A 12,924-nucleotide genomic window follows, 5' to 3' on the forward strand; every position below is an offset into this window, starting at 1 on the left:
CGGTCACCCGTGTCCCGCGGCCACCGCCACCCCCATCACCTCCCGGGAATGCCTCCCCGGCACCATCCCCAGCCGCCAGGCCTGCCAGCCCGCCTCCAGGCTCACCCCCCGCTCCAGCAACAGCTCGAACGCCTCCACGTAGTCGTCCAGCTTGTCGTCCCGAGCCGGGTGCCCGGCCCGCCCCAGCTGAGCCAGCTCCTCCTGCGCCACCGCCGTACCGACCTCGACGCCACCGGGAGCCGCATACGGCAACAACGTGCAGCGAAGGAAGCGCGCCCAGTCCTCCCCGCGCCGGTCCCCGTACGACGTGAACAACCCCACCGCCTCGTCGCACAAGGCCAGCGCCTGCGGCGTACGGGCGTTCCCCGCGTCGACCACCGCCAGCTCCAGGCACGTCCACGCCTCACCATGGGCGACGCCGATGCGCTGGAAGTCGGCCCGGGCGTCCACCAGCAACTGGCGCGCGAAGCCCGAGTTCCGCAAGGACCCCGTCTGCGCCGCCCGTTGGTCCCGAGTGACCCGGGCCGAGTGATGCCGGGCGCAGGCGAGCCCGTACACGTCCCGGATCCGCGAGAACATCGTCCTCGACCGCTCCAGTTCCCGTACCGCCCGGTCCAGGTCGCCGGTCTCCTCCAGGGCCTGCCCCAGGTAGTACACCGTCCACGCCTCGCCCCGCGCGTCCTCGTTGTCACGGTGGCGGGCCGCGGCCTGGCGCAGGGCGTCGACGGCCGCAGACGCGTCGCCGGCGACCAGGCGGGCCCGGGCCAGCTGGGTCAGCGCCCAGGCCTCGCCGCGGGCATCGCGGGTGCGGCCGTACAGTTCGAGGGCCGTGGTGAGCTCGGTCTCCGCGCGCGGTACGTCGCCCATGCGCAGGCCCAGCTGGCCGAGCTGGAAGTGGGCCCAGGCCTCGCCGTGCACCGACTCGCCCCGCCGGTGCAGGACCAGGGACTCGGTGAGCAGGTCCAGAGCCTCCGCCAGCCGCGCCCGGTCCCGCTCCACCGCCGCCAGCGCGTGCATCGTCCAGGCGCGGTCCGTGGCCAGCTGGGGCGCGGCCTGGAGGTCCAGGGCCTCGCGGAGCCTCGCCGCCGCCTCGGTCAGATTGCCCTGGTGGTGCAGGGTGATGCCGAGGGAGCACAGAGCGCGGGCCGCGCCCGCGTCGTGGTGTGCCTCCATGTAGAGGTCCACGACCGACGTCAGTGTGGTGCGCGCCTTGTCCAGCTCGCCCAGCTGCCGCGCCGCGATACCCGTGCGCCACTGCACCGAGCGGACCAGCAACCCCTGGTCCACCGCCTGCGCCAGCTCGCTGATCTCGCCCAGGCGGTAGAGGTCGCCGCGCAGCAGGCAGTAGTCGCACAGGGCGCCCAGCAGATTCAGTACGGCCGCCTGGTTCACGCCCTCCGCGTGCCGCAGCGCCGCCGTGATGAAGCTCGACTCGTCGTCCAGCCAGCGCAGCGCCTCGTCCAGGGAGTGGAAGCCGTGCGGGCTGAAGCGGTCCGAGCGGGTCGACATGTTGCCGTCCACCAGACGCAGCACGGAATCCGCGAGGTCGGCGTAGTTCACGATCAACCGTTCCTGTGCCGCCGTACGCTCCGCCGGTTCCTCCTCGTCGAGGAGTCGGGCGTGGGCGAAGGCGCGGACCAGGTCGTGCAGGCGGTAGCGGCTGCCGCGGACGTGGTCGATCAGGCCCGCCCGGGAGAGGGCCACCAGGTGGCGGGTCGCCTCCGCCTCGTCCGTGGCCAGGAGGGCCGCCGCCGCCGCGGCGCCGAGCGAGGCACGGCCGGCCAGCGCGAGGCGGCGCAGCAGCCGGCGGGCGGTCTCCGACTGGTCGGTGTAGCGCAGCCAGAGGACTCTCTCGGCCGGCTCGACCGGGCCGTACGCGCCCAGGTCCGTGGCCAGCCGGCGGGGCGAGCGCGGGCCCAGGGACGAGCCCGCGATGCGCAGCGCCAGCGGCAGGCCGCCGCACAACTCCCTGACCCGGTCGGTCGATTCGGCGTCGTAGGGCCCGGTGCTGTCCTGCGCGGCCGCGCCCAGCAGTTCCTCGGCGCCGGGCGCGTCCAGGGTCTCGACGGGCAGGTGGTGCACCCGGGCCGGCAGGTCGGCGGGCAACACCATGGGCTCCCGCGCCGTGACCAGGACCACGCTGTCGGAACGCTCGGGGACCAGCGTGCGAACCTGCTCGGGGTCCGAGGCGTCGTCCAGGACGATGGTGACCGGCAGACCGGTCAGATGCTGGTGGTACAGCTCGCTCAGCCGCTTGACCTGCTGGTCCGCGGAGGAACGCTCACGGAACAGCAGCTGCTCGCGGGGCGCGCCGAGCCGGTTCAGCAGGTGGAGGAGCGCGTCGCGGGTGGACAGCGGCGGCTCCTCCGGGCTGTCGCCGCGCAGATCCACCACGCACGCGCCACGGAAGTAGTCCTTCAGGTCGTGGGCGGCGCGCACCGCGAGTGTCGTACGGCCGCTGCCGGGCGCCCCGTGCAGGACGACCACCGTCGGCTTCGTCTCCGTACTCGCCCGGGCCGCCTGCACCCACTGCCGGATCCGCCCCATCTCCTGCCGTCGGCCCGCGAACGGGCCCACCGGCTCGGGTAGTTGCCCGAACGACTGCTGGAGCACGGTCCGCCCGCGCGCCGCCGCGCTCTTGTCCGCGCCGATCAGCCGCGGCCCCTGCGCCGTCTTCTTCGGGCCGGTGGACGCGCTGAGCACCCGCTGCTGGTCGAGGAACGGCCGGATCCCGCGTACCTCCAGCGCCGTCAGCCACTGCAGGCGCAGCTGCTCGGGGCCGCCGGGCTGGGTGATGGCGCCCGCGCGGTGATGCGCGGCGGGCAGATGGGCGCCGGCCACCTTCACCACGGTCGCCGCCGCGCCGACGACCCCCACGGTCACGCCCGCACCCAGCGCCGTGCCGGCGCCGGTACCGAAGGCCAGGTCGGCGACGGTGGCCGCGACAGCGGCGACACCGGCCACCATCAGGGGCGTGCCGCCGCCCTCCTTGGCGTACCGCTGCCCGAAGGTGAGCTGCCCGGCCTTCGCCTCGTCCAGGGCGCGGGTGTAGGCCTCGTACTCCTCGACGGCCGTCTGCGCCATGGCGTCCAGCGACCCACGCGCCCGCGACAGCAGCACGCCCCCGTCGGTGCGCCCGCCCGAGCGCCGCACTTCCTCCTCCACGGCCCGCGCCAGCAGCCGTTCGGCCTCCGCGCGATGACTGTCCCGCATGTCATGTCCCCCTCCGGCGGCAACGGCACTTCTCGATCGTCCACGGTCAAGTGTGCTGCGGACGGGACGCCCTGGGGAGAGGGCCGGAGGATCACATGCCGTGGGGGCACGGGCTGTGTGCTGTCCGGCGAGGGGAGTGGTACTGCGGCAGGATGGACACCATGCCGAACCGACTGGCGCACGAGACGTCCCCGTACCTCCTTCAGCACGCCGACAACCCCGTCGACTGGTGGCCCTGGTCGGCCGAGGCCTTCGAGGAGGCGCGCAAACGGAATGTGCCCGTCCTGCTCAGCGTCGGCTACAGCAGCTGCCACTGGTGTCACGTCATGGCCCACGAGTCGTTCGAGGACCAGGAGACCGCCGACTACCAGAACGCCCACTTCGTCAACATCAAGGTCGACCGCGAGGAGCGCCCGGACGTGGACGCCGTCTACATGGAGGCCGTACAGGCGGCCACCGGGCAGGGCGGCTGGCCGATGACCGTGTTCCTCACCCCGGACGCCGAGCCCTTCTACTTCGGCACGTACTTCCCGCCCGCCCCGCGCCACGGCATGCCCTCCTTCCGGCAGGTCCTCCAGGGCGTCCACGCGGCCTGGGCCGACCGGCGGGAGGAGGTCGCGGAGGTCGCCGGGAAGATCGTGCGGGATCTCGCCGGGCGGGAGATCTCCTACGGCGACAGCCAGGCACCCGGCGAGGAACAGCTCGTCGCGGCCCTCCTCGGGCTCACCCGGGAGTACGACCCACAGCGCGGCGGATTCGGCGGGGCGCCGAAGTTCCCGCCGTCCATGGTGATCGAGTTCCTGCTGCGCCACCATGCCAGGACCGGGGCCGAGGGCGCCCTGCAGATGGCCCAGGACACCTGTGAGCGCATGGCCCGCGGAGGCATCTACGACCAGCTCGGCGGCGGCTTCGCCCGCTACTCCGTCGACCGCGACTGGGTCGTGCCGCACTTCGAGAAGATGCTGTACGACAACGCGCTGCTGTGCCGCGTCTACGCCCACCTCTGGCGGTCCACCGGCTCCGAACTCGCCCGCCGGGTCGCCCTGGAGACCGCCGACTTCATGGTGCGCGAACTCCGCACGAACGAGGGCGGGTTCGCCTCCGCGCTCGACGCCGACAGCGACGACGGGACCGGCAGGCACGTCGAGGGCGCCTATTACGTGTGGACGCCCGAGCAGCTGCGCGAGGTGCTCGGCGACGATGCCGAGCTCGCCGCCCACTACTTCGGCGTCACCGAGGAGGGCACCTTCGAGCACGGCGCCTCCGTCCTGCAACTCCCGCAGCACGAGGGCGTGTTCGACGCCGAGAAGATCGAGACTGTCAAGCGCCGCCTCCTTGACGCCCGGGCGACCCGCCCCGCCCCCGGCCGGGACGACAAGGTCGTCGCCGCCTGGAACGGCCTCGCGATCGCCGCGCTCGCCGAGACCGGCGCCTACTTCGACCGTCCCGACCTGGTCGAGGCCGCCCTCGGCGCCGCCGACCTGCTCGTCCGGCTGCACCTCGACGACCGCGCCCGCCTCGCCCGCACCAGCAAGGACGGCCACGTCGGTGCCAACGCGGGCGTGCTGGAGGACTACGCCGACGTCGCCGAGGGCTTCCTCGCGCTGGCCTCCGTGACCGGCGAGGGCGTGTGGCTCGAATTCGCCGGGTTCCTGCTCGACCACGTCCTCACCCGCTTCGCCGACGACACCGGCGCCCTCTACGACACCGCCGCCGACGCCGAGAAGCTGATCCGCCGGCCGCAGGACCCCACCGACAACGCCGCCCCGTCCGGCTGGACCGCCGCCGCGGGCGCCCTGCTGAGCTACGCCGCCCAGACCGGCTACGAGCCCCACCGCACCGCGGCCGAAAAGGCACTCGGCGTCGTCAAGGCCCTCGGCCCGCGCGTCCCCCGTTTCATCGGCTGGGGGCTCGCCGCGGCCGAGGCCCGGCTCGACGGGCCGAGGGAGGTCGCGGTCGTCGGCCCGGCGCTGGACGACCCGGGTACAAGGACCCTGCACCGTACGGCACTTCTCGGCGCCGCCCCGGGCGCGGTCGTCGCCGTCGGCACCCCGGACAGTGACGAGTTTCCGCTGCTCGCCTCCCGCCCGCTGAGCAACGGTGAACCGACGGCGTACGTCTGCCGTAACTTCACTTGTGACGCTCCGACGACCGATCCGGACCGTCTGCGGACGCAACTGAGCGGCTGACAACGGCTGATGACAGGCCGCTGAGTGGCGGGTATCCGGAGCGGAGGGGTTCGTTCAGGGTGCCCAAATGGGCCACGTGTTGGGATACCTCCCAGTAGCCGCCGCACCGTTCCGAAACAAACTATTTATCGGAACAGCTCCCACACTTCACAGTTCCCCCTTAATCTCTGCACAGTGACGCGACGGAGGGGGGCTTCCGTCGCGCCAGGGGGTTTGGGATCTGGGGGATCTGTTGCTGACGTCTGTCTTCATCGCTGCTGTCTCGCTGGCCTTGTTCTGGATGGCGGCGTTCACCTTGTGGTGGCAAATGCACGCGTGGCGTACGCCCGAAGTGCTCGCCTCCACCCGTTTCAGCAGGCCGGAGGGCGGCGAGCAGCTGTCCTTCTCGCTGCTGCTTCCGGCGCGGCACGAGCAAGCCGTGCTGGACCACACCATCCAGCGGCTGCTGGAATCCAGCCACACCGACTTCGAGATCATCGTGATCGTCGGGCACGACGACCCGGAGACCACGGCGGTCGCCTGTGACGCCGCGGAGCGCGATCCGCGCGTGAGGGTCGTCGTCGACACCCACGAGAAGAAGAACAAGCCGAAGGCCATGAACACGGCGCTGCCGCACTGCCGCGGCGACGTCGTCGGGGTCTTCGACGCCGAGGACCAGGTCCATCCCGAGCTCCTCGCCCATGTCGACCACGCCTTCCGGTCCACCGGCGCGGACGTCGTGCAGGGCGGGGTCCAGCTCATCAACTTCCACTCCAGCTGGTACAGCCTGCGCAACTGCCTGGAGTACTTCTTCTGGTTCCGCTCCCGGCTGCACCTGCACGCGCAGAAAGGGTTCATCCCGCTCGGCGGCAACACCGTCTTCGTACGGACCGACGTGCTGCGGGAAGCCGACGGCTGGGACCCCGACTGCCTCGCCGAGGACTGTGACCTGGGCGTTCGGCTCTCCAGCGTCGGCAAGAAGGTCGTCGTCGCCTACGACTCCGACATGGTGACCAAGGAGGAGACCCCCGGTTCGCTGATGTCGCTGCTGAAGCAGCGCACCCGCTGGAACCAGGGCTTCCTCCAGGTGTACCGGAAGAAGGACTGGAAGCAACTCCCGGGCTTCGGGCAGCGGTTGCTCGCCCGCTACACCCTGATGACGCCGTTCATGCAGGCCTTCACCGGCATCATCATTCCGCTCAACGTGGCGATCGCGCTCTTCCTCGACGTGCCCGTGAGCATCGCCTTCATCACCTTCCTGCCGCTCGTCACCGCCATGGTGACCTTCGTCTTCGAGATCGTCGGGCTGCACGACTTCGGCAAGCAGTACGGCCTGCGCGTCCGCTTCGTCCACTACCTCAAGCTCATCGTGGGCGGCCCCTTCTACCAGGTGCTCCTCGCCGGGGCCGCCATCCGCGCCGTATGGCGTGAGCAACGCGGCCGCAACGACTGGGAGCTGACCACGCACGTCGGCGCACATCTCACCGAACCGACCGGTACCGCAGTGATCCGAGAGGACGTTCCCGCGTGACCTCCACCCTTCCCGCGGTGACCACTCCTACGGTCCCCGCGCAGAGGCAGCCTGCGCCCGCACCCGGTCCGGCCGGCCGAACGGCCCCGCCGAGCCGACTGCGTTCCTCCCGCTCCGACCTCCTGCTGTGCGGCGTGCTCCTCGTGGCGATCATGATCGTGCAGGGCTGGAACATCGCCGACTACCCGACGCTCAGCGACGACGAGGGCACCTATCTCGCGCAGGCCTGGGCGGTCCAGGAGGGCAGGGGCCTGGCCCACTACACCTACTGGTACGACCACCCGCCGCTCGGCTGGATCCAGATAGCCGCGCTGACCTGGATACCCGCCACACTCAGCCCCGAGTCGATGACGGTCGGCTCGATGCGGGCGACGATGCTGGTGATCAGCGGCATCAGCGCGATCCTGGTCTACGTCCTGGGCCGCCGCCTGTGGCTGCCCCGCTGGGCCGCCGCGCTCGGCATGGTGCTCTTCGGGCTCTCGCCCCTCTCCGTCATCCTGCAGCGCGAGATCTTCCTCGACAACCTCGCGGTGATGTGGACGCTGCTCGCGTTCACCCTCGCCGCCTCCCCGAGCCGCCACCTCTGGCACCACTTCGGGGCGGGCATCGCGGCCGCCACGGCCGTCCTCACCAAGGAGACGATGCTCGTCATCCTGCCCGCGCTCCTGCTCACCATGTGGCGGCACAGCCACCGCGACACCCGCAAGTTCGCGGTCACCGGCGCCATCACGGCCTGCACGCTGATCGGCTTCTCCTACCCCCTCTTCGCCCTCCTCAAGGGCGAGTTGCTGCCCGGCAGCGGCCATGTCTCTCTCTGGGACGGCGTCAAGTACCAGATGACCAGGCCCGGTTCGGGCTTCATCCTCGACCAGGGCTCCGGTTCGTACGGCGTCCTGCAGTCGTGGCTCTACTACGACCGCGTGCTGCCGCTGGGCGGCCTGGCCGGCGCGCTTCTGCTGCTGGCCACCTGGCGCTGGTCGGTCACCGCCCGCGCGCTGGCCGGACCGGCGGCGGCGGTGGCGATCCTGGCCGCGCTGGCCCTGCGCCCCAACGGCTATCTGCCCGCGATGTACGTCATCCAGGCGCTGCCCTTCCTCGCGCTCGTCCTCGCCGGCGGCACCGCGTCCGTCGCCCACGCCGTGGTGCGCAGGTGGCGGGCCGACGGGGAGAAACGGTACGTCACGGGTGGGCGGTACGCGCTCGCCGCCGTCCTCGCCATCGCCGCCGGCGCCTACGTCCTACCGCGCTGGTACGACGGCGCCCGCACCGCCGTCACCCTCGACGCCAACGCCCCCTACAAGGCCGCCTCGAAGTGGCTGAGCAGCGAGGTGGAGAACCCCAAGGACACCCGGGTACTCGTCGACGACGCGATGTGGCTGGACCTGGTGCACGCCGGGTACCGGCCCGGCCTCGGCGTCATCTGGTTCTACAAGGCCGACCTCGACCCGGCGGTGACCAAGACGATGCCGCGCGGCTGGAAGGACATCGACTACGTCGTCGCCTCGCCGACGGTCCGGCGCGACGCGGTCGACCTGCCCAACGTCAAGGCGGCCATCCAGCACTCGAAACCGGTCGCCGTCTTCGGCACCGGTGAGGACCGGATCGAGATCCGGCAGATCCAGACCACCGGCAGCGCCGCAGGAGGCGACCGATGAGCCAGGAATCCATCGTCCCCGGAGAACTCGACGATCCGGCCTCACGGGCCGTCGAAGTACCCGAACCGGGCGCCGTCACCATCGTCGTACCGACCTTCAACGAGTCCGCGAACGTACGGCAGTTGCTGCACCAGATCACCGAGTCGGTGCCCACCCGGCTGCCCTGCGAGGTGGTCTTCGTGGACGACTCCACCGACGACACCCCCGAGGTCATCCAGGAGGCGGCGAAGGACTGCCCCTTCCCGGTCACCGTCCTGCACCGGGACGAGCCGGTCGGCGGGCTCGGCGGCGCGGTCGTCGAGGGCCTGAAGGCGGCCTCCTCCGACTGGATCGTCGTCATGGACGGCGACTGCCAGCACCCGCCCTCCCTGGTACCGGAGTTGGTGGCCACCGGCGAGCGTGCGAACGCAGGTCTGGTCGTCGCCTCCCGCTACATCAAGGGCGGCAGCCGCGCCGGGCTCGCGGGCAGCTACCGCGTGGCCGTCTCGCGCGGCGCGACCTGGCTGACGAAGTCCCTCTTCCCGCGCAGGCTGCACGGCATCAGCGACCCGATGAGCGGCTTCTTCGCGATCCGCCGCAGCGCGGTCACCGCCGACGTCCTTCAGCCCCTCGGCTACAAGATCCTCCTCGAACTCGCCGTGCGCAGCCGTCCGCGCGGGGTCACCGAGGTCCCGTTCGTCTTCCAGGACCGGTTCGCGGGGGAGTCCAAGTCGACCGCGCAGGAGGGCTTCCGCTTCCTGCGCCACCTGGTCGGCCTGCGCACCGCCTCGCCGGTCGCCCGCATGGTCGGCTTCGGCCTGATCGGCGCGACGGGCTTCGTGCCCAATCTGCTCGGCCTGTGGGCTCTCACCGCCGGCGGCATGCACTACGTCCCGGCCGAGATCCTCGCCAACCAGCTCGGGGTGGCCTGGAACTTCCTGCTCATCGAGCACCTGCTCTTCCGCGACCGGCGTCGGCACCGCCAGTGGTGGGACCGCGTCGGCCGGTTCGCGCTGCTCGCCAACGCCGATCTGCTGCTGCGTATCCCGCTGATCGCGCTGTTCGTCCATCGGTTCGAAATGGGCGCGCTGTCCGCCACCGCGCTCGCGCTGGTGACGACCTTCGTCCTGCGCTTCGTGGCCACCGAAGCGCTGGTCTATCTGCCGCGCAGGGGCCGCGGGGGCCTCGATGGCGGCCGTACCGCAAGGAGAGCCGTGTGAACAGACGTCGTTCGACCACCAGACACAGAAGAAGAACCGCACTCATTGGCGTAGGCGCGCTCACCGCCGGCCTGCTCCTGACCTCACCGCAGTCCGCCTCCGCCGCCAACCTCATCAAGAACCCCGGCTTCGAGACCGCCGGCACGGCCGACATGCCGTACTGCTGGGAGAAGTCCGGCTGGGGCGACAACGACTTCACCTTCTCGACCGTGAACGACGCCCACTCGGGCTCCAAGGCCATGAAGGTCGAGCTGACCCGCCGGGTCGACGGCGACCGCAAGGCGCTGATCACCGAGTCCACCGAGTGCGCGCCCGTCGTCACGGCGGGCAAGCAGTACGACCTCGGCCTCTGGTACAAGTCGACGACCCCGGACACCTCCCTCACGCTCTTCCGGCACGACGCCACGGCGGGCTGGCAGTACTGGACCGACCTCAAGACGCTGGACATGGCCGGAAGCTGGACCGAGGCCACGGTCCGCACCCCCGAGGTCCCGGCCGGCACCGACCGCATCACCTGGGGCGTCTCCGTCTACGGCACGGGCTCGGCGACCACCGACGACTACACGATGGAGCAGGTCGCCGACCCGGTCCCGGACCCCGTGTGCACGGGCACGCCCGCGGAGTGCGCCAACGGCCGGTGGGACGTGCTGCCCATGCAGAACCCGGTGCGCTCCATGCACTCGGTCGTCCTCCACAACGGCAAGGTGCTGCTGATCGCGGGCTCCGGCAACAGCGAGGAGCAGTTCAACGCGGGCACGTTCACCTCGGCGGTGTACGACCCGGCGACCGGGAAATACAAGATCATCGCCACCCCGAAGGACATGTTCTGCGCCGGGCACGTCCAGCTCCAGGACGGGCGGGTGCTGGTGATGAGCGGCAACAAGGGCTATCCGTCGGCGGACGGCACGGTCGGCTACCAGGGCTACAAGGACTCGTACATCTTCGACCCGGCCACCGAGACGTACACCAAGACCAACGACATGAACGACGGCCACTGGTACCCGTCGGCGACCGCCCTCGGCAACGGTGACGTCATCTCCTTCGGCGGTCTGCGCGAGGACTCCACCGGTTCGGTGACGGCCGAGCTGTGGTCGGACGCCGAGCAGCAGTGGCTGCCGACGTGGAAGGTCAACCAGACCTGGTCGTACTGGGGTCTGTACCCGTCGATGATCCTGATGCAGGACGGCCGCCTCTTCTACTCGGGCAGCCATGTCTTCGGCAACAACATCCCGGGCACCGGGTCGGCGATCTACGACTACGACGCGAACACGATCACGCAGATCCCGGGCCTGCAGAACAAGGACGAGCGCGACCAGTCGGCCAGCGTGCTGCTGCCCCCGGCCCAGGACCAGAAGGTCCTCACTCTCGGCGGCGGCAACATCGACTCCAACCCGGAGGGCAACCGGCTGACCGACGTCATCGACCTCAAGTCCGCCAACCCGTCGTACGTGGCCGGGCCGCCGATCCCGCAGGGCACGGTCGACCTCGGCAACGGTCCGGTGCCGCAGACCGGCAATCAGGGCAAGATGTACGTCTCCGCGGTCCTGCTGCCCGACGGCAAGGTCCTGGAGACCGGCGGCGCGCTGCACAACCGCGCCAACCCGGTCTACGAGACGTCGATCTACGACCCGGTGACCAACACCTTCGACCCGGTCGCCGTCGACCCGGAGGCCCGGGGCTACCACTCCTCCGCGTTCCTCCTCCCCGACGGCCGTGTGATGACCACCGGCGACAACCCGGGCAACGGCACCTGGAACCACAACGTGTCGATCTACACCCCGCCCTATCTGCTCAAGGGCGAGCGTCCGACGATCACTTCGGTGATCGACACCGAGTGGAACTACGGCGACACCCAGCGGATCACGGTGGACCGGCCCATCGCCAAGGCCGAGCTGATCCGCCCGGCCGCGGTCACCCACTCCTCCGACCCGAACCAGCGGTTCGTGGACCTGCCGCTGTCGGTGGACGGCAACAACGTCGACCTGAACGTGACGAGCAACCCCAACCTGGCCCCGCCCGGCTGGTACATGCTCTTCGCGGTGGACGCCAACGGCGTGCCGTCGGTGGCCAAGTGGGTGCACCTCCAGGGCCCTGCCGCGCTCAGCGCGACGGACGCCTCGGCACACGTGCACTCCTTCGCCGACTCGCTCGAGGGCACGGTCACCAAGCCCGGCAAGAAGAAGACCTCGCAGAAGGTGAGCCCGACCGTCTCCGGCTGCGACCGGCACTACGGCTCGATCAACGTCTGCGTGCCGACCGCCTTCCCGGACGAGGTGAAGAAGACGACGGCCGCCCGCTGCACCTGGCTGGCGAAGAACGACTACGGCCGCCTGAAGGTCAACGGCAAGGACGACCCGCTGCGGCTCGACCGCGACAAGGACGGGATCGCCTGCGGGAAGGCTGACGTCAGGAAGCGTTAGCGTCTGTCGGCGAACTCTTCGAGGGCGCGCTCCACGATGGCCACCAGCTGCTCGTGGTGCGCGCCCTTCCAGTACGCCCGCCCGCACTGCCGGCACTGGGCGAAGACGTCGTACGTCCGCTGCGTCCCGCCCCGCAACTGGTTCTCCACCTCCTCCTTGGTGGCCTCCTTCAGCAGGCCGTTGCAGGCGGTGCACCGGGTCCAGGGCTTCAGCTCGGGCCGGAACCGGTCCAGGACGTCCCGGAGTTGCTCCTCGGGGCGGGTGCTGTAGACGAAGGCGCCCGCCCAGAGCTCGCGGCGGCGCAGCAGGCCCCGGTCGCGGCTGAGCATGACCCGCTTCTCGGCCGCCGAGCGGGCGGCGAGGGCCGGGTCGCCGATGTCCGTCGACTCGTACGCCGTGTCCACGCCGAGCAGGCGCAGCCGGCGGGCGAGGGTGCCGAGGTGGACGTCGAGGAGGAAACGCAGCGGAGCGCCGGGGACCTGCTGGGGGCGCTTCACCGCCCGTACCTCCACACAGTCGCCCGCCACGGGGACGTACGAGGTCGGCACCTCGCCGCCGTTCACGACCAGCGCGCCGGCCTCGGTCAGCGGGACGCCGAGGGACTCGACGACATGGCCGAGGGTCGAGACGCCGTCGGTGGTGACCGGCGTGGCGCCCAGGCGCCGCCCGTTGGGCAGGAACGGGCGCAGCTCGGGGGCGAAGTCGACGTGGATCTCGGGACCGTTCACCTGGTCAGGA

General features: G+C 70.9%; 7 protein-coding genes. 5 read left to right on the top strand and 2 right to left on the bottom strand.

The window, feature by feature from the left end; translation table 11 throughout:
- Positions 1-3: 3 nt before the first annotated feature.
- Positions 4-3,213, bottom strand: a complete 3,210-nt coding sequence (locus ABT063_RS27115) for a tetratricopeptide repeat protein (RefSeq protein ID WP_351061449.1) — start codon at positions 3,211-3,213, stop codon at positions 4-6.
- A gap of 161 nt (positions 3,214-3,374) precedes the next feature.
- On the opposite strand from ABT063_RS27115, the gene ABT063_RS27120 reads away from it, so the two are divergent.
- The 5 genes from ABT063_RS27120 to ABT063_RS27140 all read left to right on the top strand — a co-directional run bounded on the left by ABT063_RS27120 (position 3,375) and on the right by ABT063_RS27140 (position 12,186).
- The gene (locus tag ABT063_RS27120; RefSeq protein ID WP_351061452.1) at positions 3,375-5,402 is read left to right on the top strand and encodes a thioredoxin domain-containing protein; all 2,028 of its coding nucleotides are present in this window, start codon (positions 3,375-3,377) and stop codon (positions 5,400-5,402) included.
- Positions 5,403-5,634: 232 nt separating this feature from the next.
- Positions 5,635-6,912 (top strand): glycosyltransferase, encoded by a 1,278-nt coding sequence (locus ABT063_RS27125; RefSeq protein WP_351061455.1) that lies wholly within the window; start codon positions 5,635-5,637, stop codon positions 6,910-6,912.
- Positions 6,909-8,567 (top strand): ArnT family glycosyltransferase, encoded by a 1,659-nt coding sequence (locus tag ABT063_RS27130; RefSeq protein ID WP_351061458.1) that lies wholly within the window; start codon positions 6,909-6,911, stop codon positions 8,565-8,567. Before ABT063_RS27125 ends, ABT063_RS27130 begins: the two co-directional genes overlap by 4 nt.
- Entirely contained in the window at positions 8,564-9,766 is a 1,203-nt protein-coding gene (locus ABT063_RS27135) for a glycosyltransferase (RefSeq protein WP_351061461.1), read from the top strand. The genes ABT063_RS27130 and ABT063_RS27135 overlap by 4 nt, the downstream gene beginning before the upstream one ends.
- Entirely contained in the window at positions 9,763-12,186 is a 2,424-nt protein-coding gene (locus ABT063_RS27140) for a galactose oxidase family protein (protein WP_351061464.1), read from the top strand. The genes ABT063_RS27135 and ABT063_RS27140 overlap by 4 nt, the downstream gene beginning before the upstream one ends.
- Here the strand turns inward: ABT063_RS27140 and ABT063_RS27145 are convergent.
- On the bottom strand, positions 12,183-12,914 hold the full coding sequence (locus ABT063_RS27145) for a Mut7-C RNAse domain-containing protein (protein WP_351061467.1): 732 nt from the start codon (positions 12,912-12,914) through the stop codon (positions 12,183-12,185). The two genes, ABT063_RS27140 and ABT063_RS27145, sit on opposite strands and share 4 nt — an antisense overlap.
- Positions 12,915-12,924 lie beyond the last annotated feature (10 nt).

This window comes from Streptomyces sp. NPDC002838 (assembly GCF_040295365.1).
Taxonomy (GTDB): Bacteria; Actinomycetota; Actinomycetes; order Streptomycetales; family Streptomycetaceae; genus Streptomyces.